Annotated in this window: 28 protein-coding genes; 11 read left to right on the top strand and 17 right to left on the bottom strand. The window is 67.7% G+C overall.

Features of this window, described 5'->3' with window-relative positions; all coding sequences use genetic code 11:
- Positions 1–11: 11 nt before the first annotated feature.
- On the bottom strand, positions 12–791 hold the full coding sequence (locus CK240_RS06760; RefSeq protein ID WP_095639582.1) for an IclR family transcriptional regulator: 780 nt from the start codon (positions 789–791) through the stop codon (positions 12–14).
- Between the two features lie 103 nt (positions 792–894).
- On the opposite strand from CK240_RS06760, the gene CK240_RS06755 reads away from it, so the two are divergent.
- On the top strand, positions 895–3,021 hold the full coding sequence (locus CK240_RS06755) for a malate synthase G (protein WP_095639581.1): 2,127 nt from the start codon (positions 895–897) through the stop codon (positions 3,019–3,021).
- On the opposite strand, the gene CK240_RS06750 is transcribed toward CK240_RS06755, so the two are convergent.
- Genes CK240_RS06750 through CK240_RS06740 form a run of 3 tightly spaced genes read right to left on the bottom strand, consistent with a single transcriptional unit; the run spans position 3,018 to position 6,238 of the window.
- The gene (locus tag CK240_RS06750) at positions 3,018–4,550 is read right to left on the bottom strand and encodes a phospholipase D family protein (protein ID WP_095639580.1); all 1,533 of its coding nucleotides are present in this window, start codon (positions 4,548–4,550) and stop codon (positions 3,018–3,020) included. The genes CK240_RS06755 and CK240_RS06750 overlap by 4 nt on opposite strands.
- Positions 4,551–4,595: 45 nt before the next feature.
- On the bottom strand, positions 4,596–4,979 hold the full coding sequence (locus CK240_RS06745; protein ID WP_095639579.1) for a baeRF12 domain-containing protein: 384 nt from the start codon (positions 4,977–4,979) through the stop codon (positions 4,596–4,598).
- 56 nt (positions 4,980–5,035) lie between these two features.
- On the bottom strand, positions 5,036–6,238 hold the full coding sequence (locus CK240_RS06740; protein ID WP_095639578.1) for a pyridoxal phosphate-dependent aminotransferase: 1,203 nt from the start codon (positions 6,236–6,238) through the stop codon (positions 5,036–5,038).
- 78 nt (positions 6,239–6,316) lie between these two features.
- On the opposite strand from CK240_RS06740, the gene CK240_RS06735 reads away from it, so the two are divergent.
- Together CK240_RS06735 and CK240_RS06730 are read left to right on the top strand one after the other, a co-directional pair.
- Complete coding sequence (locus CK240_RS06735; RefSeq protein ID WP_095639577.1) at positions 6,317–6,607, top strand: FAD assembly factor SdhE; 291 nt, start codon at positions 6,317–6,319, stop codon at positions 6,605–6,607.
- A gap of 57 nt (positions 6,608–6,664) precedes the next feature.
- Positions 6,665–7,186, top strand: a complete 522-nt coding sequence (locus tag CK240_RS06730) for a MarR family winged helix-turn-helix transcriptional regulator (RefSeq protein WP_095639745.1) — start codon at positions 6,665–6,667, stop codon at positions 7,184–7,186.
- A gap of 3 nt (positions 7,187–7,189) precedes the next feature.
- Here CK240_RS06730 and CK240_RS06725 read toward each other — a convergent pair whose 3' ends face one another.
- Positions 7,190–7,612, bottom strand: coding sequence for a VOC family protein (locus CK240_RS06725; RefSeq protein WP_095639576.1), 423 nt, complete (start codon positions 7,610–7,612; stop codon positions 7,190–7,192).
- 102 nt (positions 7,613–7,714) lie between these two features.
- On the opposite strand from CK240_RS06725, the gene thyX reads away from it, so the two are divergent.
- Genes thyX through CK240_RS18200 form a run of 3 tightly spaced genes read left to right on the top strand, consistent with a single transcriptional unit; the run spans position 7,715 to position 10,087 of the window.
- The gene (gene thyX, locus CK240_RS06720) at positions 7,715–8,620 is read left to right on the top strand and encodes an FAD-dependent thymidylate synthase (RefSeq protein ID WP_095639575.1); all 906 of its coding nucleotides are present in this window, start codon (positions 7,715–7,717) and stop codon (positions 8,618–8,620) included.
- The gene (locus CK240_RS18205) at positions 8,617–9,888 is read left to right on the top strand and encodes a hypothetical protein (protein ID WP_135058802.1); all 1,272 of its coding nucleotides are present in this window, start codon (positions 8,617–8,619) and stop codon (positions 9,886–9,888) included. The genes thyX and CK240_RS18205 overlap by 4 nt, the downstream gene beginning before the upstream one ends.
- The gene (locus tag CK240_RS18200) at positions 9,881–10,087 is read left to right on the top strand and encodes a hypothetical protein (RefSeq protein WP_135058801.1); all 207 of its coding nucleotides are present in this window, start codon (positions 9,881–9,883) and stop codon (positions 10,085–10,087) included. The genes CK240_RS18205 and CK240_RS18200 overlap by 8 nt, the downstream gene beginning before the upstream one ends.
- Positions 10,088–10,156: 69 nt before the next feature.
- On the opposite strand, the gene CK240_RS18920 is transcribed toward CK240_RS18200, so the two are convergent.
- The 4 genes from CK240_RS18920 to CK240_RS06700 form a co-directional block, all read right to left on the bottom strand.
- Positions 10,157–10,342: a hypothetical protein gene (locus CK240_RS18920; protein WP_205957774.1), complete on the bottom strand. Its 186-nt coding sequence runs from the start codon at positions 10,340–10,342 to the stop codon at positions 10,157–10,159.
- 28 nt (positions 10,343–10,370) lie between these two features.
- Positions 10,371–10,844: a DUF2214 domain-containing protein gene (locus CK240_RS06710; RefSeq protein ID WP_095639573.1), complete on the bottom strand. Its 474-nt coding sequence runs from the start codon at positions 10,842–10,844 to the stop codon at positions 10,371–10,373.
- 3 nt (positions 10,845–10,847) lie between these two features.
- Positions 10,848–11,222, bottom strand: a complete 375-nt coding sequence (locus CK240_RS06705) for a DUF6152 family protein (protein ID WP_095639572.1) — start codon at positions 11,220–11,222, stop codon at positions 10,848–10,850.
- A gap of 160 nt (positions 11,223–11,382) precedes the next feature.
- Positions 11,383–12,234, bottom strand: coding sequence for an alpha/beta fold hydrolase (locus tag CK240_RS06700; RefSeq protein ID WP_095639571.1), 852 nt, complete (start codon positions 12,232–12,234; stop codon positions 11,383–11,385).
- 156 nt (positions 12,235–12,390) lie between these two features.
- Here CK240_RS06700 and phnN point away from each other — a divergent pair, with 156 nt between their 5' ends.
- Positions 12,391–12,918, top strand: a complete 528-nt coding sequence (gene phnN, locus CK240_RS06695; RefSeq protein ID WP_095639570.1) for a phosphonate metabolism protein/1,5-bisphosphokinase (PRPP-forming) PhnN — start codon at positions 12,391–12,393, stop codon at positions 12,916–12,918.
- Here phnN and CK240_RS06690 read toward each other — a convergent pair.
- On the bottom strand, positions 12,894–13,574 hold the full coding sequence (locus CK240_RS06690; protein WP_095639569.1) for a DUF1045 domain-containing protein: 681 nt from the start codon (positions 13,572–13,574) through the stop codon (positions 12,894–12,896). The two genes, phnN and CK240_RS06690, sit on opposite strands and share 25 nt — an antisense overlap.
- A gap of 77 nt (positions 13,575–13,651) precedes the next feature.
- Between CK240_RS06690 and CK240_RS06685 the strand changes: the two genes are divergently transcribed.
- Positions 13,652–14,791 carry an alpha-D-ribose 1-methylphosphonate 5-triphosphate diphosphatase gene (locus tag CK240_RS06685; protein ID WP_095639568.1) on the top strand — a complete coding sequence of 380 codons (1,140 nt, stop codon included), beginning with the start codon at positions 13,652–13,654 and terminating at the stop codon, positions 14,789–14,791.
- A 19-nt stretch (positions 14,792–14,810) separates the two neighbouring features.
- Here the strand turns inward: CK240_RS06685 and CK240_RS06680 are convergent, their stop codons facing one another.
- The 3 genes from CK240_RS06680 to fabA are packed head-to-tail and all read right to left on the bottom strand — an operon-like array spanning position 14,811 to position 17,379.
- Positions 14,811–15,599, bottom strand: coding sequence for an enoyl-ACP reductase FabI (locus tag CK240_RS06680; protein ID WP_095639567.1), 789 nt, complete (start codon positions 15,597–15,599; stop codon positions 14,811–14,813).
- A 23-nt stretch (positions 15,600–15,622) separates the two neighbouring features.
- Entirely contained in the window at positions 15,623–16,852 is a 1,230-nt protein-coding gene (fabB, locus tag CK240_RS06675; RefSeq protein WP_095639566.1) for a beta-ketoacyl-ACP synthase I, read from the bottom strand.
- A 17-nt stretch (positions 16,853–16,869) separates the two neighbouring features.
- Positions 16,870–17,379: a bifunctional 3-hydroxydecanoyl-ACP dehydratase/trans-2-decenoyl-ACP isomerase gene (fabA, locus tag CK240_RS06670; RefSeq protein ID WP_090751533.1), complete on the bottom strand. Its 510-nt coding sequence runs from the start codon at positions 17,377–17,379 to the stop codon at positions 16,870–16,872.
- A gap of 249 nt (positions 17,380–17,628) precedes the next feature.
- On the opposite strand from fabA, the gene gdhA reads away from it, so the two are divergent.
- Complete coding sequence (gene gdhA, locus CK240_RS06665) at positions 17,629–18,984, top strand: NADP-specific glutamate dehydrogenase (protein WP_095639565.1); 1,356 nt, start codon at positions 17,629–17,631, stop codon at positions 18,982–18,984.
- Positions 18,985–19,075: 91 nt separating this feature from the next.
- Here the strand turns inward: gdhA and CK240_RS06660 are convergent, their stop codons facing one another.
- Both CK240_RS06660 and CK240_RS06655 read right to left on the bottom strand, forming a co-directional pair.
- The gene (locus CK240_RS06660) at positions 19,076–19,924 is read right to left on the bottom strand and encodes a glycosyltransferase family 2 protein (protein ID WP_205957780.1); all 849 of its coding nucleotides are present in this window, start codon (positions 19,922–19,924) and stop codon (positions 19,076–19,078) included.
- 143 nt (positions 19,925–20,067) lie between these two features.
- Entirely contained in the window at positions 20,068–20,727 is a 660-nt protein-coding gene (locus CK240_RS06655) for a hypothetical protein (protein WP_135058800.1), read from the bottom strand.
- Between the two features lie 161 nt (positions 20,728–20,888).
- Here CK240_RS06655 and infC point away from each other — a divergent pair, with 161 nt between their 5' ends.
- Positions 20,889–21,464: a translation initiation factor IF-3 gene (gene infC / locus CK240_RS06650; RefSeq protein WP_240517321.1), complete on the top strand. Its 576-nt coding sequence runs from the start codon at positions 20,889–20,891 to the stop codon at positions 21,462–21,464.
- 68 nt (positions 21,465–21,532) lie between these two features.
- On the top strand, positions 21,533–22,660 hold the full coding sequence (locus tag CK240_RS06645) for an NAD(P)/FAD-dependent oxidoreductase (protein ID WP_095639563.1): 1,128 nt from the start codon (positions 21,533–21,535) through the stop codon (positions 22,658–22,660).
- Here the strand turns inward: CK240_RS06645 and rlmN are convergent.
- The gene (rlmN, locus tag CK240_RS06640) at positions 22,630–23,847 is read right to left on the bottom strand and encodes a dual-specificity RNA methyltransferase RlmN (protein ID WP_095639562.1); all 1,218 of its coding nucleotides are present in this window, start codon (positions 23,845–23,847) and stop codon (positions 22,630–22,632) included. The genes CK240_RS06645 and rlmN overlap by 31 nt on opposite strands.
- A gap of 94 nt (positions 23,848–23,941) precedes the next feature.
- A complete protein-coding gene (locus CK240_RS06635) occupies positions 23,942–24,463 on the bottom strand; it encodes an invasion associated locus B family protein (protein ID WP_095639561.1) in 522 nt (173 codons plus the stop codon).
- Positions 24,464–24,493: the final 30 nt, after the last annotated feature.

The following is a 24,493-nucleotide window of genomic DNA, read 5'->3' as shown; positions in this document are numbered from 1 at the left end:
TTCGCGGGGGGTCAGTGCGCGCCGCTGTCCGGCGCCACCCCGCCCAAGAGTGCGGTCAGTTCTTCCGCCGCTTGCGCCACCAGCGTTCCCAGCGGCGCGATCCGGTCATCCGTCAGCCGCGAGGCCGCGCCCGAGATCGAGATGGCGCAGGCGGCTTCCCCCAGCGGCGACCAGACCACGGCGGCCAGGCAGCGCATCCCGAGGTTGAATTCCTCGTCGTCCAGCGCCCAGCCACGCGCGCGGGTGCGGGCGATATCGGACAAAGCCGCGTCGCGGCTGCGCAGGCTTTTCGATGTCAGCGGCGGCAGCCCCGCGCGGTCGGCCAGCGCCAGCACGTCCTCGTCGCGCCAGGTGGCCAGGATCGCCTTGCCCATGGCCGAGGAAAACACCGGCACCCGCCGCCCCGGAGGCGAGAGCGCCCGGCGGATTTCACGGCTTTCGACCTGGCTGACCGTCACCAGATGGTCGTCGTCCAGGATGCCCAGGTTCGCCGTCTCGCGCGTGGCGTCCCGCAGCCGGCGCAAGAGCGGCAGGGCAGGGGCCACGAAGCTGAGCCTGCGCCCGTAGGCCATACCCACGGAAAACGCGTCGCGCCCGACGTGCCAGGCGGCGGCCGCGGGCTCGAACTGCGCGAAGCCCTGCTGTTCCAGCGTCGTCAGCAGGCGATGCGCGGTGGACACCGGCAGCCCCGCCCCCCGCGCCAGGTCGCTGAGCCGGCTGCCGTCACCTTGCGCCAGCAACCGCAGCAGCGTCAGCGCGCGGCTGACCGACTGGACCCCGTTCTCTGCCATAAGTCTTCCTCCGTTTGCCGCATCATGGAAAAATCCGGCGGCATTGTCACCTTCCCCCGCGACCCCTGCTATCTGTTCCGCTGCATCAGAAGGAGGGCCCAGGATGACCGATCACGTTGAGCGCGCAGGCTTGCAGGTGGCAGCCCCCCTGGCCGAGCTGGTCGAAACGGAACTGCTGACTGGCGGCGTCACCCCGGACGACTTCTGGTCCGGCTATGCCGCGCTGCTGCGCGAGCTTGCCCCCGAGAACCGCGCCCTGCTGAAGAAGCGCGACGAGTTGCAGGCGCAGATCGACGACTGGCACCGCAGCCGCCGCGGCCAGCCGCATGACCCTGCCGCCTACCGGGCCTTCCTGCGCGAGATCGGCTATCTGGTGGACGAACCCGCGCCCTTCGCCATCGGCACGTCCAACGTGGACCCGGAACTGGCGCAGGTCGCGGGCCCGCAGCTTGTCGTGCCGGTCAGCAACGCCCGCTTTGCGCTGAACGCGGCGAATGCGCGCTGGGGCTCGCTGTATGACGCGCTTTACGGCACCGACGCGCTGCCGGGAAAGGCTGCCCCGGGCGGCTATGACGCGGCGCGCGGCGCGCAGGTGATCGCCTGGGCGCGCAGGCACCTCGATTCCGTGGCGCCGCTGGACGGCGCCTCCTGGGCAGACGTGACCGGGATGAAGGCCGAGGGCGGCCGCCTGGTCCTGACCACCGGTGCGGGCGAGACCGGCCTTGCCGATCCGGCGCAGTTCGCGGGCACCAGCGGCGAGGACGTGTTCCTGCGCGTCAACGGCCTGCTGATCCGGCTGAAGGTGGACCGCAGCACGGCGATCGGCCGCGACGACAAGGCGGGCATTTCCGATGTCATCCTGGAAAGCGCCCTGACGGCGATCCAGGACTTCGAGGATTCGGTCGCCGCCGTCGATGCCGAGGACAAGGTCGCCAACTACCGCAACTGGCTGGGGCTGATGCGCGGCGACCTGGCCGATACCTTCGAGAAGGGCGGGCGGCAGATGACGCGCCGTCTGGCCGAGGACGTGACCTACACCGACCCGCAGGGGAACGAGGTCACCCATCCCGGCCGCGCCGTGCTGCTGGTCCGCAACGTCGGCCACCTGATGACCACGGATGCCGTGCTGCTGGACGGGCAGGAAACGCCCGAGGGCATCATGGACGCCGTGATGACCGTGGCCGCCGCGATGCATGACCTGCCGGCCGGGCGGAACTCGCGCACCGGCTCGATCTATGTGGTGAAGCCCAAGATGCACGGCCCCGACGAGGTCGCCTTTGCCGAGCGGCTTTACGCCGGGGTCGAGCGTATCCTCGGCCTGCCCGCGAACACCGTGAAGCTGGGCGTGATGGACGAGGAACGCCGCACCTCGGCCAACCTCGCGGCCTGCCTCGCGCAGGTGAAGGACCGCGTGGTCTTCATCAACACGGGCTTCCTCGACCGCACGGGCGACGAGATCCACACCTCGATGGAAGCCGGACCGATGGTGCCGAAGGGCCGCATGAAGGACCAGGCGTGGCTGGCCGCCTACGAAGCGGGGAACGTGGACACCGGCCTTGCGCTGGGGCTCGCGGGGAAGGGCCAGATCGGCAAGGGCATGTGGGCCAAGCCCGACGACATGGCCGACATGCTGAAGGCCAAGATCGCCCATCCGCAGGCGGGCGCGAACACCGCCTGGGTGCCCTCGCCTACGGCCGCCACGCTGCACGCGACGCATTACCACCAGGTTTCGGTGCATGAGGTGCAGGAGCAGCTGCGCTCGCGCGAGAAGCCCTCGCTGGATGCGCTGCTGACGCCGCCGCTGCTGGGGGGCGCGAACCTGTCGCCCGACGAGGTCGCCTACGAGATCGACAACTCGTGCCAGTCGATCCTGGGCTATGTCGTGCGCTGGGTGGACCAGGGGATCGGCTGTTCGAAGGTGCCCGACTACGAGGACGTGGCGCTGATGGAGGACCGGGCGACGCTGCGCATCTCGGCCCAGCATCTGGCGAACTGGCTCAAGCACGGGATCATTTCCGAGGCGCAGGTGCAGGATTCGCTGGCGCGCATGGCCGAGAAGGTGGACCGGCAGAACGCGGGCGATCCGCTGTACCAGCCGATGGCGCCCGCGCTGGACGGTCCCGCCTTCAACGCGGCGCGCGACCTGATTTTGAAGGGGGCCGAGCAGCCTTCGGGCTATACCGAGCCCCTGCTGCACGCCGCCCGTCGCGCCGCCAAGGCCCAGGCCTAAAGCAGCCACTCGATCGGCAGGCGGCCGATCAGCCACAACAGCGCGCGCTGGGCGAAGTTGGTGCCCGGCTCGCGGCGGTGGACGATCTCGGGGTCGTCCACCGCGGGCTCGTGCCAGACCAGCCGCCCGCGCTCGTCCCGGCGCGGGCCGTAGCTGACCAGCGGCAGAACCTCGTCCAGTCCCCGGCTGACCTCGGAAGCCAGGCGCGGGCTGTCGATCATCACCCCCATCTCGGTGTTGAAGATGATCGAGCGGGGGTCGAAGTTGAACGAGCCGATGAAGATCCGTTCGTGGTCCACGCAGACGGTCTTGGAATGCAGGCTCGCGCGGGTCGAGGTGCCGGGCGTGCGCGGTTCGGGCGGCATGCCGCGGTTGGCGCGCAGCTCATACAGCCGCACGCCGCCGTCGATCAGCCGGGGGCGGTATTTCACATAGGCCGAATGGACGACCAGCACGTCCGTCGCTTCCTGCGAGTTCGTGAGGATGCGCACCTGCCGTCCCTCGGCGACCAGCCGCACCAGCCGCTGGGTGAAGCGGCGGCCCGGCACGAAATAGGCCGAGATGATGTCCACCGAATCCTCGGGGCTGGCGATCATCCGCATCAGCCGCGCGAACATGAGGTCGCGGTTGCGGTGCTTTCCGAGGCCCTTGGACGGATCGTCGCTGATCAGCGTGACCGGCACCCAGTCCAGCGCAAGCCGCCCCTGCACCATGTCCTGCACCAGGGGCCGCGTCACCACGGTCTGCCGGTAGGCCAGCGCCCGGTCGTCCGTCAGCAGCACGTCCAGATCGCTGCGCGCGCTGGCCTCGCCCGGCGCGGGCAGGATCAGCTCGGCCGGATAGGCCGAGCCGCTGGCCCAGTAGCGGTCGAAGTCCTCGCCCGCGTCCACGGCCACGCGGCCCATCGCCAGCACGTCGGTGTCCAGGTAGTGCGGCCCGTCGCCATAGGCGAAGTAGATGTCGCCGATGTTGCGCCCGCCCAGGATCGCCGCGGCCCCGTCCGCGACCATCAGCTTATTGTGCATCCGCCGGTTCAGGCGGCGGAAGTCGAAGAGATAGCCCAGCAGCTTGGGCCGCCGCAGGATGAAGGGATTGAACAGCCGCACCTCGACATTCGGGTGCGCGTTCAGCGCCGCCAGATCGGCGTCCAGCCCGTCGATGCCGTTGTCGTCCAGAAGCAGCCGGACGCGGACGCCGCGTTCCGCCGCCTGGTGCAGCTCGTCCAACAGCACGAGGCCGGTCAGGTCGCGGTGCCAGATGTAGTACTGCACGTCCAGCGCCACCTCGGCCTCGCGCATCAGCGAGATGCGCGCGCCGAAGGCGTCCAGCCCGTCATGCAGCGCCACCACGCCGCTGACGCTGGACCGCGCGCCCCTGTGTGCCAGGACCGCGCGGCCGATGGTGGTGGCATCGGACAGCCGCACCGCCTCGCTGGTTGTGCGTTTCCTCAGCGAGGGCGGGCGGTAATACAGCCGCAGGACGCCCAGGACGAGCGCCGGGACAAGGACCAGAAGGGCCGCAAGCTCCATGTCGATGATCCGCGCCGCGGCCCCCTTTCCGGTCGCTCCTCCCGGTCAGGCCAGGGCGCGCGCGATCTCGTCGGCCGTGGCGGCAGTCAGCGTCTTGGCGACTTCCTTCACCACCTTCTGTTCCAGCATCTTGTGATAGTTCTTCCGCATCACGCCCAGCGTGCTGGGATCGGCGATGACCGCAAGCTCGTGGACCTTGTTCTGCAGCACCATGAGGTTCAGCTTTTCAGTCAGCTGCTTGGCGAAGGTCGCCTCGTCCTCGTCGCGGGGCGTCGTCTCGTCGGGCTGCCGACCCTGGCTTTCGTCCTCCAGGTTCGTCGGGCCGACCCGCTCGATTTCTTCCAGCTCGATCCCGCGCTTGGCGGCGTTGCGGAACAGGACGGCCTTCTTGCCATCGGCGACGACAACCAGCGCATCATGAGACAGCATGTTCTTGTCCTCTCGGGTTTATTCCCGAGCCGAACGCCCGCTGACCCCGCCGGTTCCTAGCGCAGATTGCCGCAGAAGCCGCGGATGCGGGCGATGGCATCGGCCAGCTGCGCGTCCGAGGCGGCATAGCTGATGCGGAAATGCGGCGACAGGCCGAAGGCCTCGCCGAAGACCACGGCGACGCCGGTGGCGTTCAGCAGTTCCATCGCGAAGGTGCGGTCGTCGGCGATCACCGTGCCTTGGGGCGTGCGGCGGCCGATCAGCCGGGCGATCGAGGGATAAACGTAGAAGGCGCCCTCGGGCGTGGGGCAGTCGATCCCCTCGCACTGGTTCAGCCCGGAGACGACCAGGTCGCGGCGGCGCTGGAAGGCCGCGCGGCTTTCCGCGATGTAGTCCTGCGGCCCGGTCAGCGCGGCCAGCGCCGCATACTGGCTGATCGAGCAGGGGTTCGAGGTCGATTGCCCCTGCACGTTCGCCATGGCCTTGATGAGTTCCACCGGCCCCGCGCCATAGCCGATCCGCCAGCCCGTCATCGCATAGGCCTTGCTGACGCCGTTCATGGTCAGCGTGCGGTCCATCAGGCGCGGTTCCACCTGCGCCGGGGTGACGAAGCGGAAGTTGTCATAAACCAGATGCTCGTAGATGTCGTCGGCCAGCACCCAGACATGGGGATGGCGCAGCAGCACGTCCGTCAGGGCGCGCATGTGGCTTTCGCCATAGCCCGCGCCCGTGGGGTTCGAGGGCGAGTTCAGGATCACCCACTTGGTTTTCGGCGTGATCGCGGCCTCAAGCTGCTCGGGCGTGATGCGATAGCCGTTTTCCAGGCTGCCGGTGACGATCACGGGCGTGCCGCCACCCAGCGCCACCATGTCGGGATAGCTGACCCAGTAGGGCGCGGGGATGATGACCTCGTCGCCGGGGTTCAGCGTCGCCATCAGCGCGTTGTACAGGATCTGCTTGCCGCCGGTGCCCACGGTGATCTGTCCGGGCGCATAGTCCAGCCCGTTCTCGCGCCGGAACTTGTCGGCGACCGCCCGCTTCAGTTCGGGGATGCCGTCCACGGCGGTATAGCGCGTGTGGCCCGCGTCGATGGCGGCCTTGCCCGCCTCGCGGATATGGGCGGGCGTGTCGAAGTCCGGCTCTCCGGCCGACAGGCTGATGATGTCGCGGCCCTCGGCCGCAAGCTCGCGCGCCAGGTTCGTCATGGCGATGGTGGGCGAGGGTTTGACGCGGGACAGGGTCTGCGACAGAAAGCTCATCGGCGCGCTCCGGAACCATGGGGGACGGGGCGGTGATAGGCGCGGGGCGGCACCGCCGCAAGCGCGGGAGGAATGCGAATGGATGATCACGAAGCCCGGCTGAAGCGGATCGTCATGCGCAGCTGGCGGCGCGGCACGCGCGAGATGGACCTGATCCTCGGACCCTTCGCCGAGGCCGAGCTGGCGGCGATGGATGCCGAAAGCCTCGATGCCTACGAGCGACTGCTCGAGGAAAACGACCAGGACCTTTACTCCTGGATCACCGCCCGCCTGAAGGGCGGCACGGCCGGGCCCCAGGTCCACGCGCCGATGCTGGACCGCATCGCGGCCCATGCGCAAAGCCGGCTGAGGGAAATCCGCGGCGCTTAACCGAATCTTGGGACGTCGGTGTCAGGGTGGCGGAAAGACGTCAAACGGATGCCTGCGATGACCCGACTTGCCGTGCTGCGCCCTTCTGCAACGCCTGTGCCTCCTGCCGACGACCTGCCGGAGGTGCTGGAGCCTTATCTGGAAAGCCTGCAGATCCTCGACCGGCTGCATCGATTGATGCTGGACCTGATCAAGGACGAATTCGAACGTCTCCGGCACGAGGACCTGACCCCGGTGCAGGCGCTGCTGCTGTTCAACCTGGGCGGCGCCGAGGTTTCGGCGGGCGAGCTGCGGTCGCGCGGGATGTATCAGGGCTCGAACGTCAGCTACAACCTCAAGAAGCTGGTGCAGATGGGCTATGTTCACCACCAGCGTTCGGAAATGGACCGCCGTTCCGTCCGCGTGCGCCTGACCCCTCAGGGCGAGGAGGTGCGCGAGATCATCGGGCAGATGTTCCTGCGCCACGCGGCGGGATTGCAGGCCTCGGGCGTGCTGGATGACCCGCCGCTGCCGCAGGTGAACCTGCAATGGCGGCGGGTCGAGCGTTTCTGGGCCGATCAGATCCGCTACATCTACTGACGCCTACCAGTGGCCGGTGTTTCCCATGCTGGCCCAGGGTTCCTGCGGCGGCAGGGAACCGCCCTTCTGCAGCAGCTCGATCGAGATGTTGTCGGGGCTGCGGACAAAGGCCATGTGGCCGTCGCGGGGCGGGCGGTTGATCGTCACGCCGTTGTCCATCAGGTGCCGGCAGGTGGCATAGATGTCGTCGACCTCATAGGCGAGATGCCCGAAGTGGCGGCTGTCCGAGGGCAGGCCCTCGTCGCCGTCCCAGTTGTAGGTCAGCTCGACAGGGGTTTCGGGCTGGCCGGGCGGGGCTATGAAGACCAGCGTGAAGCGGCCCTGCTGGTTGTCGATCCGCCGGATCTCCTCGAGCCCCAGCAGGCGATAGAAGGCCATGCTGGCGTCCAGGTCCTTCACGCGGACCATGGTGTGCAGATAACGCATCGTGCTTCTCCCGTGTTGACGCGGCGATCCTGCCACGCTGCCTCCTGACTCGCCAGACGAGGCGCGCTAGACACGCGGGCGACAGACCTGAAAGGACGCCCGATGCCCCTGACCCCCGAGCAGCAAGCCGAGATCGACGAGGCCCGCGCCACCCCGCGCCAGACGCTGCGCGCGGTCAGCGAGGGGATGGAGCGGCACCTGTACGTGGCCCACCCGGTGCTGGACCACGGGCTTCTGCGCGTCATCGACTACATGGGCGACGATTCCGCCATCGTGCAGGCGGCGCGCGTCAGCTATGGCCGCGGCACCAAGGCGGTGTCGAACGACGAGGGGCTGATCCGCTACCTGATGCGGCACTGGCACTCGACCCCCTTCGAGATGTGCGAGGTCAAGTTCCACGTCAAATTGCCGGTCTTCGTCGCCCGCCAGTGGATCCGTCACCGCACGGCCAACGTGAACGAATACTCGGCCCGCTACTCGATCCTCGACCGCGAGTTCTACATCCCCGCGCCCGAGCAGCTGGCCGCCCAGTCCACCGTGAACAACCAGGGCCGGGGCGCCGTGCTGTCGGGCGAGGAGGCGCAGCGCGTCCTCGACATCCTGCGCGAGGATGCGATGCGGTCCTATGACCATTACGAGGGGATGCTGAGCCAGGAGGGCCAACAGGGCCTCGCCCGCGAGCTTGCGCGGATGAACCTGCCGGCGAACATCTATACCCAGTGGTACTGGAAGACCGACCTCCACAACCTGTTCCACTTCCTGCGCCTGCGCGCCGACGCCCACGCGCAATACGAGATCCGCGTCTATGCCGAGGCGATGTGCCGCATCGTGGCCGACTGGGTGCCGCTGGCCTACGCGGCCTTCGAGGACTACCGGCTGGGCGGGGTGTCCTTGTCCGGGAAGGCCGTGGAGGTGCTGAAGCGGCGGCTGGCGGGCGAGACGGTCACGCAGGAGACGAGCGGGATGAGCAAGGGGGAGTGGCGGGAGTTCGAGGGGGTGTGGGGGTGACCGCTGAGATCGTTATACTTAACCGTTCTGGTGTGGCGCTTGCTGCTGACAGCGCTATTACTATCGGGAAAGAGAGGGTTTGGAAAAGCACAAATAAACTCTTTCATGTTTCCAGTGGCTGCGACATAGCGGTGATGATTTATGGTAATGGAGATTTCGGCGGTATTCCAGTTGAAGTATTAATAAAAGAATTTAGAAAATCATGTGCATCTAACCGCTATAATAAGCTGGAGGACTGCTCCCAAGACTTCGTTAAGTTCGTAAGGACATTCTCCCCTAGATTGCCCAATGCCGCCGATGATCAAGGTCACCGGTCAGTATTGAAAATGGCAATAGATATATTTGACGAAATCTCAGAAACTATACCTGCTAATGAAAAAATAAAGCAGCGAAGATTGCTGCTCCAGACGTATCTTGAGGATCTCGCCGAAGATTTTCGAGATAGAGATATTTCTCACAGAGATATCACTGTTGGGCATACTAAACAGTTCCTTCAGTCTTCTGTGGACGAACTGCTCACACATACCTTCAAGTTTAAAACTACGAATGAAAATCGAAGGGCAGCCTTGGCGCTTGTTCATGAGATTGCCATTCGGAAAACAATTTCTCCTTACGTAACAGCGATAGTCTTTGCTGGGTTTGGAGGAAGTGAGATGTTGCCTTCAGTCCGTCAAGTTAGACTTGATGGACTAGTTGGGGGTATTCCAAGGGTAACGGACTCTCTCGTGCAGAACATGAACGAAGCGGGCGAGTCTAGTGCTTACGTCCTTTCCTTTGCTCAGTCTGATCTGGCGCAAATATTTATGGAGGGGGCTTCTAAAGAGGTCCTTGATTTTGTCAGGAGTGCGCTAACAGAAATTTTGCGGGGGCGAAGTGAGGATATTATCAAGAATTATGTCCCGGGGGCGGATCAGCTTGTGGAGCGAGAGCTTAACAAAAGACAGAACTCCGAAATAGTGCAATCATTTATGGAAAGATTTGCTAAGTTTCGGTTCGATAATTTTGCTCAGCCGATTATGGAAGTAGTTGCAAGTTTGCCGAAAGATGAGATGGCGGCGATGGCAGAGGCGTTAGTGGAAACCACCTCACTTCGTCGGAAAATGGACTCTAGACTAGAAACTGTCGGCGGGCCGGTTGATGTAGCGGTTGTTTCAAAGGCGGATGGGTTTGTATGGATCAAGAGAAAACACTACTTTTCTCTTGACATCAATCCCGATTTTATGCATAGAAGAGCGGAGCGCTATCGAGCAGGATCAGACGATGAGTGATGTTCGATTAGATATCGAAGCTTTGCGCTTGTCTGCATTCTTTGCAACAAATAGACTGCAAGGAATTTCTCTTTCTAATGACGCGCGTTGCGGTTGGGTAGAGGGTGCTAAAGCGGGTGAGGAAATAATGAGAGACGTCCTATCTCGCTTGCGTCATGGCAGTGAGGATTTGCCTTCGCCTTCTAAAAGCGAGCTTTAATCTTTAGAAGGACGTCGGTCTTTTTCAGAGAGCTTCGAGCAGGCGTAAGGTGCGTGCTTTGCGCGTACCCTACGCAGTTGCCGCCCCCTGCGCCGCGGCCACCCACTTCCTGACCACCCTTACACTCTCCCCCTCGTCCAGCCAAGGAATATGCCCGCGCCCCGGCACCTTGCCGTTGATCATGTCCGGCCGCTGCTGCCGCGTCTCTTCGACCGCATCTTCGCTCAGCAGGTCCGAGCCCTCACCGTAGGTCACCGCAATGAGCAGCCCCTCCAAACATCCCTCACAAAAACCCGATCATCCGCCCCGCGACCAGCACCCCCAGCCAGCACAGCGCCGAGATCCCTGCGGCCCAGCGCACCCTCGCGGCGACCGGCCCGCCGTCCTCGACCGCCCGCCAGGATCTCGCCCGGTGCAGCGCCAAAAGGTTCACCAGCGCCAGCGCGATCAGCAGCAGTTTCAGGCGGAAGACCGGCAGGGGCAGGTACTCCATCGGCTGGACCGACAGCAGCGCCGCTCCGGTCGCCACGGCCAGGGCCAGCCCCGCGGCGGCGATCCGGCTGAGGAAGGGGGCGAGCGTGGACAGGGGTGGACCGTGGCGCCAGCCCATCAGGCGCAGGTCCAGCGGCAGGATCGCCCCCAGCAGCAGGCCGATGCCGAGGATATGGGCCGCGTTCACCAGCGCATAGGCCCAGACCGAGCGGCGCAGCGGGCCCGCGAAGGGCAGGCCGGCCAGCAGGTCCGCAAGGGCCTGCACCGGTCAGACGCCGGGCGGGATGCGCTCGGGGTAGAAGTCGAAGTCGCGGCCCTCGATGGTGATCCGCACGGCCTTGATGCGCGCCTGCGAGGCGTCCTGGTCGCGGTTGCCGAGGACCTCGACCCGCGCGCTCGGCGCGGCGGTGCCTTCCACGAAGCCCGCCCGCTGGGTGCGGCCCGGGTTGCCCAGCTCGACCGTCCAGACGGTGCCCTGCGCGTCCTCGACCAGCAGCGTGGGATGGGGTGGGGCGATGGTGACCTGTGTGATGGTGCCGGCCAGGCGGGACAGCTGGTCCTCGGCCCAGGACCAGCCGTGATGCGCAAGGGCGGCTGTCGCCACGAGAGCGGTGACGGCGGCAAGGCAGGTCGTGCGAATCATCGGATCCTCCGCGCGTGCTGGGTCCAGCCTAGCTTGCCCCCAGGCCCCGCGCTGTCACATCGACGCGAGAGCAGGCGGGCGCATCCCCGTTTCAGGACGGGGAAAGGCGCGCGGCTCGGATAGCCTCCGGCGACGGGACAAGGACGGGCGCAAGCGCGCCTCAGGCCTCCGTCGCCTGGACCTGCGCGGCAACCCTGGCGAGCCATTCCCTGACCACCTGCACGCTCTCCCCCTCGTCCAGCCAGGGGATATGCCCGCGCCCCGGCACCTTGCCGTAGATCATGTCGGGCCGCCGCCGCCGCATCTCGGCGACCGCGTCCTCGCCCAGCAGGTCCGAGCCCTCGCCGTGGATCAGCGCGACGGGCAGCCCCTCCAGCGCGTCGAACAGGGGCCAGGCAGTCGCGTCGGGGTTCTTGAAGGCGGCAAGGAAGGCCTCGCGCAGGGCCGGGTCGTAGGTCAGGGTCACGCCGTCCTCGGCCTGGCGGTAAAGGCGGGCGGCTTCCTCGACCCAGCGGCCCTCGGGGACCTCGCCGAAGCCGCGCAGGGTGCGGGGCAGGCGCTCGGCCACCTCGGCCAGCGTGCGCGCGGTCGGGCGGCGGCCGACATAGTCCATGATCGCCTCCAGCCCCTCGCGCCGAAGCTGGGGACCCACGTCGTTCAGGCAGACGCCCAGCAGGCGGTCCTTGGCGACGGCGGCGAGATACATCGCGATCAGCCCCCCGCGCGAGGTGCCGACGATCGCCGCCTTTGCAATGCCAAGGTGATCCAGCAGCGCCAGCGCATCCGCGCCTTCCTGCGGGACGGTGTAGGTGGCGGCCCCCGTCCAGTCGGACTGCCCGCGCCCGCGATAGTCCATGCGGATCATCCGGCAGCCGGCCAGCGTCGGTGCAAGATAGTCGAAATCGTCCATGCTGCGCGTCAGCCCCGCAAGGCACAGGACCGGCAGCCCCCGCCCCTCGTCCCGATAGGCGATCCGCGCGCCATCCGCCGCGGTGAAATGCTGCACGTCCATGAACCGTCCCCCCTGTCTCGGCGGGCATCCTGCCGCGCGGGCAGGGCGGGGGCAACAGCGGGTTGACCCACGCGCGTGCCGGGGGCACATCCGGCGGATACGGGGAACGGGGACCAGCGGCGCGGCAGCGGCGGCCTGGCAAAGGAGAGGTGCGGCATGATCTTTGCGGTCGTGGGTCCCTCGGGCGCGGGCAAGGACACGCTGATCGCGGGCGCCCTGGAACGGCGGCCCGACCTGCGGCTCGCGCGCCGCGTGATCACCCGCCCGACCGAGGCGGGGGGCGAGGATTTCGAGGGCGTCACCCCCGAGGCGTTCGCCGCCCGAAAGGCGCGCGGCGCGTTCGCGCTGGACTGGGAAGCCCACGGGCTGCGCTACGGCATCCCCCACGACCAGTTGCAGGGCGGCGACGTGATCTTCAACGGCAGCCGCGCCGCCCTGCCCGCCGCGCAGGCGGCCTTTCCCGATCTGCGGGTGATCCTCGTCACCGCATCGGCCCCGGTGCTGGCCGCGCGCCTTGCAGCCCGGGGGCGCGAAAACGAGGCCGACATCCGCGAGAGGCTCGGGCGCGCCTCGTTCGACCTGCCGCCCGGCACCCGCGCGACCGTGGTGGCGAACGACGGCGCGGTGGAAGACGGCGTGGCGCGCCTACTGGCCGCGCTTCAGCCGGACAGGGCGGCGCGGTGAAGCAGGTGAAAGCGGCCGTCCATCTCCTCGCCAAGAAGGCACAGGTCCTCGATCACGAAGGGGCGTGGCAGGACGGAAGAGAGATATTCCTGCAGGGCCGCCATGACCTGGGGGCGCTGGTCCTCGGGCAGCTTGTCGGTCAGGGTCAGGTGGAACTGGAACTCCTCCATGACGAAGGGATAGCCCCAGCGGTCCAGCAGCTCGCGCTGGCGGGGCGACAACCGGTCAGGCTTGCGCCTGGCGATCTCTTCCCTGGTCAGCGGCGCGCGGAGGTGGTTCGTGCCCTCGACCACGGCTGCGGCCAGCGCCTTGAGTTCGTCGTCGCAGTCCTCGGGGATCAGCGCGAGAAAGCCGTGCAGGTCCACCATCCGCAGCCCAACGCAGGACACAGGGGCAAGCCGCGCGGCCAGCGCCTCGACCGTCGCCACGGCATCGTCCGGGCTGACGCCCTCGCCCAGGCGGAAGGGCGCGCGGATCGTGCCGTGGAAGCCGTATTTCCGCGGGTCGCGCGTGATCTCCGCCGCGTGGCAGGGCAGGCCGGGCAGGTCGGGCCGGGCCACCTCGCGCCCCGACGCGGCGTCCCAGCCCAGCCAGGCGGCGGTGCGGGCGGCAAACTCTCCTTGGCGCGGCGCGTAATAGACGGCAAAGCGTTTCATCCATACCTCCCGGGATGCTGACCCCCGAACGGCCCGCATGCCGGGGCTGTTCCGCATCCGCAAGACAGGACTGCCCGATGACCGACACGATCCTCGCCAATGCCACCCTGGTCATGCCGACCGAGACCCTGCGCGGGCAGGTGCGGCTGTCGGGGGGCCGGATCGCCGAGATCGCGGAAGGCACGGGCGTTCCCGCAGGCGCCATCGACTGCGGGGGCGACCTGGTCATGCCGGGGCTGATCGAACTGCACACCGACAACCTGGAACGCCACATCCAGCCGCGTCCCCGCGTGGACTGGCCGCATGGGGCGGCGATCATCGCCCATGACGCGGAACTGGCCAGCGTCGGGATCACCACCGTCTTCGACGCGCTGCGGGTGGGTTCGGTCGTGTCGAACGAGGATGCCAACTACAGCGAATACGCCCGCGCGCTGGCCGACGAGATCCTGGAACTGCGCGGGCAGGGAGCGCTGCGGATCAGCCATTTCCTGCATCTGCGGGCCGAGATCTGTTCCGAAACGCTGGTCGAGGAGATGGCCAAGTTCGGTCCCCGTGACAGCGTCGGGATCGTCAGCCTGATGGACCACACCCCGGGCGAACGGCAGTTCCGCGACGTGAGCAAGCTGCGGGACTATGTCATCGGCCGCCACGGGCTGACCGAGGAGGTCTTCCAGCAGCACCTGGCCGAGCAGCGCGCCCTGCGCGCCCGCGTGGGCGACCTGCACGAGGCAACCGCCGTGGCCGAGGCGCGGCGCTATGGCGCGGTGCTGGCCAGCCACGACGACACCACGGCAGGGCATGTGGCCGTCAGCGCGGGCCACGGGGTCCATTTCGCCGAGTTCCCCACCACGGTCGAGGCGGCGCGGGCCTGCCATGCCCACGGTATCCGCGTGATGATGGGCGCGCCGAACCTGATCCGGGGCGGCTCGCACAGCGGCAACGTGGCGGCCGAGGAACTGGCGCGCGCCGACCTGCTGGACATCCTGTCCTCGGACTACGTGCCGTCCTCGCTGCTGTCGGGTGCGCTGATGCTGGGCGACCTGTGGGGCGACATGGCGCGCGGGATCGCCTGCGTGACGGCCGCGCCCGCCGAGGCGACGGGACTGGACGACCGGGGGCACCTTGTTCCCGGCGCGCGTGCCGACGTGATCCGCGTGGCGCGCATCGGTACTGCGGCGGCCGTGCGCGGCATCTGGGTCGAGGGACGGCGGGTCTGATCCCCGCCGGACGGTCCCGTCAGATATTCTCGGATTGCGGCATCCCGAGGACGTGATAGCCGCCGTCCACGGTCACGACCTCTCCGGTGGTGCAGGCGCCCCAGTCCGAGGCGAGCCACACCGCCGTGCCGCCGATCGCCTCCAGCGTCGCGTTGGCGCGCAGGGGGGCGTTCGCCTCGGTATGGCGATAGGTCTTGCGGGCGCCGCCGATGGCCGCGCCGGCCAGCGTCTTCATCGGGCCGGGGCTGATCGCGTTCACCCGGATGCCCTGCGGCCCCAGGTCGTTCGCCAGATAGCGCACCGCCGATTCCAGCGCCGCCTTGGCCACGCCCATGACGTTGTAGAAGGGCGTGACGCGGTTCGAGCCGGCATAGGTCAGGGTCAGGATCGTGCCGCCCTCGGTCATCAGCGGCAGCGAGCGGCGCGCGACCTCGATCAGCGAATAGCAGGAGATGTCCAGCGACTGCTTGAAGTTCGCCCGGCTCGTGTCCACGAAGCGGCCGGTCAGCTCGTCCTTGTTGGAAAAGGCGATGGCGTGGACCACGATGTCCAGCCGTCCCCAGCGTTCCCCCAGCGCCGCGAAGGCCGCGTCCAGCGAGGCGTCGTCGGTCACGTCCACGTCCAGCAGGATGTCCGACCCGACCGATTCCGCCAGGGGCTGCACCCGCTTGCCGAAGGCCTCGCCCTGGTAGGTGAAGGCCAGTTCCGCCCCCTGCGCGGCCAGCGCCCTTGCGATGCCCCAGGCGATCGAGCGGTCATTGGCGACCCCCATCACAAGGCCGCGTTTCCCCTCGAGCAATCCCGGCATGGACAAAGATCCTTGTTTGAATGTCAGTCGCGGAACTTGGACATCACCAGCGTCGCGTTGGTGCCGCCGAAGCCGAAGCTGTTGGACAGCACGCTGTCGAAATCGACGTTGTCGATGCGCTGGGTGGCAATCTCCTCGGGCCGGATCTCGGGGTCGAGTTCCTTGACGTTGGCCGAGGCCGAAATGAAGCCGTGCTGCATCATCAGCAGCGAATAGATCGCCTCGTGCACGCCCGTGGCGCCCAGGCTGTGGCCGGTCAGCGACTTGGTCGAGGAAACCTTGGGCACCGCGCCCTCGCCGAAGACCCGGCGCAGGGCCTTGATCTCGGTGACGTCCCCCACGGGGGTCGAGGTGCCATGCGCGTTCACATAGCTGATGCTGCGGCCTTCCGGCAGGGTGTCCAGCGCCAGCCGCATGGACCGCTCGCCGCCCTCGCCCGAGGGCGCGACCATGTCGTAGCCGTCCGAGGTCGCGCCGTAGCCCGTCACCTCGGCGTAGATCTTCGCGCCGCGGGCCTTCGCGTGCTCAAGCTCCTCCAGCACGACCACGCCGCCGCCGCCGCCGATGACAAAGCCGTCGCGGGTCACGTCGAAGGGGCGCGAGGCGGTTTCCGGCGCGTCGTTGTACTTGGACGACATCGCGCCCATCGCGTCGAACAGGCAGCTCAGCGTCCAATCCAGTTCCTCGCCGCCGCCGGCGAAGACGATGTCCTGCTTGCCCATCTGGATCAGCTCGGTCCCGTTGCCGATGCAATGCGCGCTGGTCGAGCAGGCCGAGGTGATCGAATAGTTCACGCCCTTGATCGAGAACGGCGTGGCAAGGCAGGCCGAGTTCGTCGAGGACATGCAGCGCGTGACCATGAACGGCCCCATGCGCTTGGGCGCGCCCTTTTCCACGACGATCTGGTGGGCGTTGAAGAAGTTCGACGTCGACGGCCCGCCCGAGCCCATCACGAGGCCCGTGCGCGGGTTGGAAACATCGCCCGGCTCAAGCCCCGAATCCGCGATGGCCTGCTGCATGGCGATGAAGTTCCAGGCCGCGCCCTCGCCCATGAAGCGCAGGTCGCGCTTGTCCACATGGGCGGCGATGTCGATGGTGGGCCGCCCCTCGACCTGGCTGCGGAATCCCCGCTCGGCGTATTCGGGCGAGAAGACGATCCCCGAGCGGCCCGTGCGCAGGCTTTCGGTGACCTCGGCGGCGTTGTTGCCGATGGGCGAGACGATCCCCAGCCCGGTGATGACGACGCGGCGCATGATGCAGCCTTTCTTGTTCAGCTCTCGGAAAGAGCGACCTTCATGTCCTTGACCTGGTAGATGACCTCGCCATCGGCTTCCACGATGCCGTCGGCCACGCCCATGGTCAGCCGGCGGGTCTGCACGGCTTTTGTGAAATCGACCTTGTAGGTCAGCAGCTTGCGGTCGGGCCGGACCATGCCGGTCAGCTTGACCTCGCCCACGCCCAGCGCATAGCCGCGCCCGGTCCAGCCGCGCCAGCCCAGGTTGAAGCCCGTCAGCTGCCACAGCCCGTCAAGCCCGAGGCAGCCCGGCATGATGGGGTTCCCGGGGAAGTGGCAGGCGAAGAACCACAGGTCGGGGGTGATGTCGAACTCGGCCACCACGTGGCCCTTGCCATGGGCGCCCCGGTCCTCGCTGATGTCGGTGATGCGGTCCATCATCAGCATCGGCGGCTCGGGAAGCTGGGCATTGCCGGGGCCGAACAACTCGCCCCGCGCGCAGGCCAGAAGGTCGCCCTTGTCGAAGCGGGTCTGTTCCATTGCCATGCGGTTCGGTCCTGTTTGTCCACGCCGGCCCATGCCGGCTTTTCCCGCGTCTATCATCCGGGCGGCAAACCGCGCAAGCAGGCGAGGGAGCCTCTGCCCGGCCACTGAAACCTTGCGCGCGCTGCACCCACATTTCACAGAGTGCCTATTTTTTGACCCGAACTTAGCACAAAAATTGCGCAAGTCGGTTGTGGACGGCTGCGGCTTGGGACTATCCCGCCCGCCGACACCAACAACGGCGGAACGGACATGGCGCGCATCGACGACAAGCTTCAACATATCCTCACCACGGTGAAGGAGCGCAACGCAGGCGAGCCCGAGTTCCACCAGGCCGTGATCGAGGTCATGGAAAGCCTTGGCCGCGTCGTCGCCAAGCATCCCGAATATCTGGAAGAGGGCCTGATCGAGCGCATCTGCGAGCCCGAGCGCCAGATCATCTTCCGCGTGCCGTGGATCGACGACCAGAACCGCGTCCAGATCAACCGCGGCTTCCGCGTCCAGTTCAACTCGGCGCTTGGCCCCTACAAGGGGGGCATCCGCTTCCACCCCTCGGTCAATGTCGGGATCATCAAGTTCCTGGGCTTTGAGCAGACCTTCAAGAACGCGCTGACCACCATGCCCATCGGCGGCGGCAAGGGCGGCTCGGACTTCGACCCCAAGGGGCGCAGCGACCGCGAGATCATGCGCTTCTGCCAGTCCTTCATGCTGGAACTGCACCGGCACCTGGGCGAATACACCGACGTGCCGGCGGGCGACATCGGCGTGGGCGGGCGCGAGATCGGCTACATGTTCGGGCAGTACAAGCGCCTGACGAACCGCTACGAGGCGGGCGTTCTGACCGGCAAGGGCCTGTCCTACGGCGGCTCGCGCGCGCGTCCCGAGGCCACCGGATACGGCGCGGTCTTCTTCGTGCGCTCGATGCTCAAGGCCGTGGGCGAGGACTTCGAGGGACGCACGGCCGTCGTCTCGGGTTCGGGCAACGTGGCCACGTTCGCCATCGAGAAGCTGCAGGAATACGGCGCCAAGGTCGTCGCCTGCTCGGATTCGGGCGGGTATGTCGTGGACGAGAACGGGCTGGACCTGACCCTGCTCCGCGAGATCAAGGAAAGGCGCCGCGGCCGCGTTTCGGAATATGCCCGCATCAAGGGCACCGGCACCTATTTCGTCGAGGCGGGCAAGGGCGCGATCTGGGATGTGCCCTGCGAGATCGCTCTGCCCTGCGCGACGCAGAACGAACTGAACGGCCGCCATGCCAAGACCCTGATCCAGAACGGCGTGCGCGTGGTGGCCGAGGGCGCCAACATGCCCTGCACCCCGGACGCGGTGGACGCGTTCCGCCAAGGCGAGGTGCTTTACGCCCCCGGCAAGGCCGCGAACGCGGGTGGCGTCGCCACCTCGGCCCTCGAGATGCAGCAGAACGCTTCGCGTGACAGCTGGACCTTCGAGGAAACGGTCGAGCGGCTGGACGGCATCATGACCGACATCCACGACGTCTGCGCCGAGACGGCCGAGGAATACGGCGCGCCCGGCGACTATGTCCTGGGCGCCAACATCGCGGGCTTCGTCCGCGTGGCCGAGGCGATGCGCGCGCTGGGCGTCATCTGACGCAGGCCGGGCGCCGGTCGCGCGCCCTCGGGACGTGCGGAAGGGGGCCGAAAGGCCCCCTTTTTCCTGCGCGCCGTCAGTCAGCCCGGCGTCAGAACCACTGCCCCGGCTCCATCAGCCCGCGCTCCATCAGCTGGTGCGAGGACCAGCGGAAGGGTTCCGAGTTGCGCCAGGTGAAACTCCGGATCTGCTCGCGCGAGCCGGGATTGCGCACCAGGGCCTTCGCCACCCGGAACGAGGCCACCGCCGCCGTCAGGTTGTTGTGCCAGGGACAGGAATAGGTGTTGTATTCCTGGATGGACAGCCGGTGGTCGGGCAGAAGACGCAGGCCCGTTTCGGTGCGGAACAGCGCGATGCGGTCGATGCGTCGGCGGTCGGCGGGCAGGTGCTCCTCGAAGCGCCAGCGCAGCCCGCCGTAGAAGTCCAGCTGCCGCTCGCGGGTGCCGCCGTTCCGGTCGGAACGGCCAAGGGCGTAATAGCCGGTCCGGTCGAACATCGCCTCGTCCATGCTGACGGCATCGGGATGACGCGCCAGGTCCGGGGCATAAAGGTCGATCACGTAGGTCAGCATCCCCCGCCGGCGTTCTTCGGCGTGAAAGGCCAGCATCTCGCCCACGCCGCGGCTTTCCGAGAAGGGGTAGAACAGGAACTCGGCGTTGTAGCCGTAGTAAAGCCAGGTGTCCGCCGGCGCCGCCTCGATCACGGCGTTGACTGCGCGGACATGCGCCCCTGCCATGCGCGCGTCGAACAGCAGGTTCAGCACCCGCCCCTTGGGATCGGGAGGCAGGTCGGCGGGGGACAGCGGCTCGGGCGACAGGGCGAGGATCTTCTTGAAGCCCGCCTCCATGTGATGGGCCAGGGTCGCCGCAACCGCGACGTGGTCCTCGACCAGGATGATCGCGATGGGGCCGCGGCGCAGGTGGTCGCCGGGGCTTGCCAGGAAGGCGTCGAGCGGGACGGGACGGAAGGGCGCGGCCGGCGGCGTCTCGGCCGCCGCGGGCAACGGGGCGGGCGCGGGGCGCGAGGTGTCGTTCAGGCCCTGCGGGTCGGCCGGATCGGGCCGGACAAGGGGACTTGCCTCGTTCACCGCAGCACCGCCCGCACCTGTTCCAGCGCCGAGCGCAGCATCGCCGGGCTGCTCGAGGCAGCCGTCACGATGGTCTTCAGCGACTGCTTCTGCGCGGGCTCGAGGTTGCTCGAATCGATCAGGGCGGCGACTTCCGGGGCGTTGAAGCCCTCGGGGGTCAGCAGCCGGTCGATCTCGGCGGCGGTGCGCGCGGCGGTGGTGGCGGTCCCGGCGGCAATCCCCGCCTCGCGCGCGGCAGAGCCTGCCGTCTGGGTCGCGGCGGCGGCATCCGTGGCGTCGCCCGCCTGTGCCCCGGCCTGGGCCTGCGCCGCCGCATCCGCCGCCTCGGCGGCCGCCTGGATGGCGGCCTCGGCAGCCGCCTGCGCCTCGCGCGCGGCCTCGTCCAGCGGCACTGCGGCGGTGCCTTCGGCGGCCTGCGTCGCGCTTGCGGCGGCATCGGCGGCCACGTCCGCCGCGTCGGCCGCGGCATCGGCGGCGCTGCCTGCGGCCGATGCGGCGCTGTCGCTTGCCTGCGCGGCCGGATCGGCCGGATCGGCCGACACGGGGGCAGGGGCGGTTGCCACCGGCTCGGCCGGTTGGCGCGACTGCCACTGCCAGGCAAAGACACCGGCCAGAAGGATGACCAGAACGAGAATCACAGCCCCAAGGCGCGTCATCAGCGAAACCCCATGATCCATCGCCCGCCCGCGCCGCCGCACTCGCCCCGGCAGAAGGAGGACAGCTCTTCTATCGCACAGCGCGACGCCCCGGAAAACCCGCACGCTTGCCTGCCGGGCGCGCCTTGCCTGTTGAATCGCGGGGCGCGCTTGATTATCTCGTGATCGACTCTTTCAACCATGCAAGGACGACGCCCATAGCCCGCAGACCGCACAACGCTCCGCCCACCCGCGATACCGGCCCCCGCACCAACGATCGGATCAGGGTCCCGGAAATCCGCCTGATCGGCGCCGACGGGGAAAACATCGGGGTGGTTTCCCCCGCGCGCGGACTCGCGCTGGCCCAGGAAGCCGGACTGGATCTGGTCGAGATCTCGCCCAACGCCGTGCCGCCGGTCTGCAAGATCATGGACCTCGGCAAGTTCAAGTACGAACAGCAGAAGCGCGAGGCCGAGGCCCGCAAGAAGCAGAAGACGATCGAGATCAAGGAAATCAAGTTCCGTCCCGGGACCGATGACCACGACTACGACGTCAAGATGCGGTCGGTGAAGCGGTTCCTCGAGGACGGCGACAAGGTCAAGATCACCCTGCGTTTCCGGGGCCGCGAGATGGCCCACCAGAATCTGGGGATGGAGCTTCTGAATCGCGTCCGCGACGACGTGGGCGAGACGGGCAAGATCGAGTCCATGCCGAAGCTGGAAGGCCGGCAGATGGTGATGATGATCGCGCCCCGCTGAGGCGCCGGTCATATCGGATGAACGGCCCGCCCTTCGGGGCGGGCCTTTTTCTTGGGCGGAGTTCGGGCATGGATCGGGTCGGCTGCATCGTCGTGGGCGCGGGCGTCGTGGGACTGGCCGTGGCTCGCGCCCTGGCCCTGCGCGGGACCGAGGTCATCATCGCCGAAAAGGCCGATGCCATCGGAACCGAGACGAGTTCCCGCAACTCCGAGGTGATCCACGCGGGCATCTATTACGCGCCCGGCAGCCTCAAGGCGCGGCTCTGCACGGCAGGCCGGGGAATGCTCTACGACTATGCCGCGGGGCGGGGGGTGCCCCACCGGCGCTGCGGCAAGCTGATCGTGGCGACGGCGCCCGAGCAACTGGCGGTGCTGGACAGCATCGCGGGCCATGCGGCGGCGAATGGCGTCGCGCTGACCATGCTGAGCGGGGCGCAGGCCATGGAGCTTGAACCGGCGTTGTCCTGCCATGGCGCCCTTCTGTCGCCGGAAACGGGCATCGTGGACAGCCATGCGCTGATGGAGGCGCTGCTGGCGGATGCCGAAGATGCAGGGGCCATGCTGGCCTTGGGCACGCAGGTCGTCGCCATCGAGCCCGCCTCCGGCGGCTTCATCGTGGACACCGAAACGGATGGCGAGCGCTTCCGGCTGGCTGCCGACATGGTGGTCAACGCCGCCGGGCTCTGGGCCTCGCAGGTGGCGCAGGCGGTGCAGGGGCTCGACCCGGCGCATGTCCCCGTCACCCGCTATGCGCGCGGCAGCTATTATGCCGCGCCCGGCAGGCCTGCCTTTTCGCGCCTGATCTATCCGGTGCCCGAGCCGGGCGGCCTCGGCGTCCACCTGACGCTGGACCTCGGCGGCTCCATGCGCTTCGGCCCCGATGTCGAGTGGATCGACGGCATCGACTATCGCGTGAACCCCGACCGGCAGGCGCATTTCGAAGCCGAGATCCGCCGCTACTGGCCCGGCCTGCCCGAAGGCGCGCTGGCGCCCACCTATTGCGGCATCCGCCCCAAGATCAGCGGGCCGGGCGAGCCCGCCGCCGACTTCCGCATCGACGGGCCGGAAACGCATGGCATCCCCGGCCTCGTCAACCTGTTCGGCATCGAAAGCCCGGGCCTGACCTCATCCCTGGCGATCGCCGAGGAGGTCGCGGTCCGGCTGGATCAGGCGATCCCGGCCTCGGCCGCGACCTGAGCCGCCGACTTGCGGCCGCGCTCGGTGGCCGACTTCAGCTGCCCGCAGGCGGCCATGATGTCCTCGCCGCGCGGTGTGCGGATGGGGCTGGCGTAGCCCGCCTTGTAGATGATGTCGGCGAAGGCCTCGATCCGGTCCCAGGACGACCGCCGGTAGGGCGCGCCCGGCCATTCGTTGAAGGGGATCAGGTTGATCTTGGCCGGAATGCCGCGGATCAGCCGGATCAGGCGGCGCGCGTCATCATCCGTGTCGTTCACGCCGTCCAGCATCACGTATTCAAAGGTGATCCGCTCGCTGTTCGACAGGCGGGGATATTCGCGCAGCGCGCCCAGCAGCTCGTCGATGTTCCAGCGCTTGTTGATGGGCACCAGCTTGTCGCGCACCTCGTTGGTGGTGGCGTGGAAGCTGACGGCAAGCTGGCAGCCGATCTCCTCGGCGGTGCGCGCGATCTCGGGCACGACGCCCGAGGTGGACAGCGTGATGCGGCGGCGCGACAGGCTCAGCCCCTCGCCATCCATCACGACCTTCATGGCGTCGCGCACGTTGTCGAAGTTGTAAAGCGGCTCGCCCATGCCCATCAGCACGAGGTTCGACACCAGCCGCGTCTCGTCCTTGGGCGCGCCCGGCTCGGGCCATTCGCCTAGGTCGTCGCGCACGACCATCAGCTGGCCCACGATCTCGCCCGCCGTCAGGTTGCGCACCAGCTTCTGCGTCCCGGTGTGGCAGAAGGTGCAGGTCAGGGTGCAGCCGACCTGCGAGGACACGCAAAGCGTCCCGCGGCCTTCCTCGGGGATATAGACCGTTTCGACCTCATGCCCGCCCGCGATGCGCAGCAGGTACTTCCGGGTGCCGTCGTCGCTGATCTGGCGCGTGACGACCTCGGGCAGGGCGATCTCGAAGCGCTCGGCCAGGAAGGCGCGATAATCCTTGGCGAGGTTCGTCATCTGCGCGAAGTCGCGCAGGCCCCAGTGATAGACCCATTGCCAGATCTGGCCCACGCGCATCCTGGCCTGCCGCTCGGGCGTGCCGGCGGCGATCAGGGCGTCACGCAACTGCTCGCGCGTCAGCCCGACGATGTTGGTGCGGGCACCCGCGTCCAGCCTGCGCGGGATTGTCCGCACATCCTGCACGATCGGCGCGGCCGGCGCGGGCTGCGTCTCAAGGGTCGGGGCGGCATGCGTCGTCATCGGCGGGAATCCAGCGGCGGGGAAAAGGAAGGGGGCCGCACCCAGATGGGGCGGCCCCGGCTTGGACGCAAGTGGCGGAACGCCGCAGCCGCGATCAGCGGCAGGTGTCGCGCGCCGCGTTGGTCATGGCGGTGATGCCCGACAGCGAGAAGGTGTCGGTCGTCCGGGTGCCGCGGGTCGAGCGGCCCTTCACGACCGCCTCGGAGCCCGCGCGCAGGGCGCTGATCAGCTTGGCATCCTCGTCGGGAGAGCCGGTCCAGGCGTTCTCGCCTTCGGTGAACAGCTTGAAGGTCTGGCTGCCGATGGTCACGTCCACGGTGGAATCGGGGGCGAAGGGGTAGCCGCCCTGGAACGACACTTCGCCGTTCTGGCCGGGACGATAGGCGATGTACAGGCGGATGTCGCTGCGCGTCACCTCGCGCGGGTTGCCCTCGGCGTCGGTGTTGCGGGTGGACTTGGGCGGGGACACGGCCCAGCATTCCTTGGGGTCGTCGCCCCCAAAGGCGGTCCAGTCGCCCTGGCTGCCCAGGACCTTCGGCTCGGCGGCAAACGCGGGCGCGGCAAGGGCCGTCAGCGCCGCGGCCACAAGGCCGAGGTTGAAGATGGATTTCGTCATGCTCGTGCCCTCTTGCTGCCCCGGTTGAGC

Origin of the sequence: Paracoccus salipaludis (assembly GCF_002287065.1) — a bacterium.
Lineage (GTDB): Bacteria > Pseudomonadota > Alphaproteobacteria > Rhodobacterales > Rhodobacteraceae > Paracoccus > Paracoccus salipaludis.
The sequence above is the reverse complement of the archived record's forward strand: the minus strand, read 5'-3'. Positions and strand labels throughout refer to the sequence as shown.

Coding starts and splice junctions, on each gene's coding strand:
- CK240_RS06760 (WP_095639582.1), bottom strand. CDS start 791: ATGGCAGAGAACGGGGTCCAGTCGGTCAGCCGCGCGCTGACGCTGCTG.
- CK240_RS06755 (WP_095639581.1), top strand. CDS start 895: ATGACCGATCACGTTGAGCGCGCAGGCTTGCAGGTGGCAGCCCCCCTG.
- CK240_RS06750 (WP_095639580.1), bottom strand. CDS start 4,550: ATGGAGCTTGCGGCCCTTCTGGTCCTTGTCCCGGCGCTCGTCCTGGGC.
- CK240_RS06745 (WP_095639579.1), bottom strand. CDS start 4,979: ATGCTGTCTCATGATGCGCTGGTTGTCGTCGCCGATGGCAAGAAGGCC.
- CK240_RS06740 (WP_095639578.1), bottom strand. CDS start 6,238: ATGAGCTTTCTGTCGCAGACCCTGTCCCGCGTCAAACCCTCGCCCACC.
- CK240_RS06735 (WP_095639577.1), top strand. CDS start 6,317: ATGGATGATCACGAAGCCCGGCTGAAGCGGATCGTCATGCGCAGCTGG.
- CK240_RS06730 (WP_095639745.1), top strand. CDS start 6,665: ATGACCCGACTTGCCGTGCTGCGCCCTTCTGCAACGCCTGTGCCTCCT.
- CK240_RS06725 (WP_095639576.1), bottom strand. CDS start 7,612: ATGCGTTATCTGCACACCATGGTCCGCGTGAAGGACCTGGACGCCAGC.
- thyX (WP_095639575.1), top strand. CDS start 7,715: ATGCCCCTGACCCCCGAGCAGCAAGCCGAGATCGACGAGGCCCGCGCC.
- CK240_RS18200 (WP_135058801.1), top strand. CDS start 9,881: ATGAGTGATGTTCGATTAGATATCGAAGCTTTGCGCTTGTCTGCATTC.
- CK240_RS06705 (WP_095639572.1), bottom strand. CDS start 11,222: ATGATTCGCACGACCTGCCTTGCCGCCGTCACCGCTCTCGTGGCGACA.
- CK240_RS06700 (WP_095639571.1), bottom strand. CDS start 12,234: ATGGACGTGCAGCATTTCACCGCGGCGGATGGCGCGCGGATCGCCTAT.
- phnN (WP_095639570.1), top strand. CDS start 12,391: ATGATCTTTGCGGTCGTGGGTCCCTCGGGCGCGGGCAAGGACACGCTG.
- CK240_RS06690 (WP_095639569.1), bottom strand. CDS start 13,574: ATGAAACGCTTTGCCGTCTATTACGCGCCGCGCCAAGGAGAGTTTGCC.
- CK240_RS06685 (WP_095639568.1), top strand. CDS start 13,652: ATGACCGACACGATCCTCGCCAATGCCACCCTGGTCATGCCGACCGAG.
- CK240_RS06680 (WP_095639567.1), bottom strand. CDS start 15,599: ATGCCGGGATTGCTCGAGGGGAAACGCGGCCTTGTGATGGGGGTCGCC.
- fabB (WP_095639566.1), bottom strand. CDS start 16,852: ATGCGCCGCGTCGTCATCACCGGGCTGGGGATCGTCTCGCCCATCGGC.
- fabA (WP_090751533.1), bottom strand. CDS start 17,379: ATGGCAATGGAACAGACCCGCTTCGACAAGGGCGACCTTCTGGCCTGC.
- gdhA (WP_095639565.1), top strand. CDS start 17,629: ATGGCGCGCATCGACGACAAGCTTCAACATATCCTCACCACGGTGAAG.
- CK240_RS06655 (WP_135058800.1), bottom strand. CDS start 20,727: ATGACGCGCCTTGGGGCTGTGATTCTCGTTCTGGTCATCCTTCTGGCC.
- CK240_RS06645 (WP_095639563.1), top strand. CDS start 21,533: ATGGATCGGGTCGGCTGCATCGTCGTGGGCGCGGGCGTCGTGGGACTG.
- rlmN (WP_095639562.1), bottom strand. CDS start 23,847: ATGACGACGCATGCCGCCCCGACCCTTGAGACGCAGCCCGCGCCGGCC.
- CK240_RS06635 (WP_095639561.1), bottom strand. CDS start 24,463: ATGACGAAATCCATCTTCAACCTCGGCCTTGTGGCCGCGGCGCTGACG.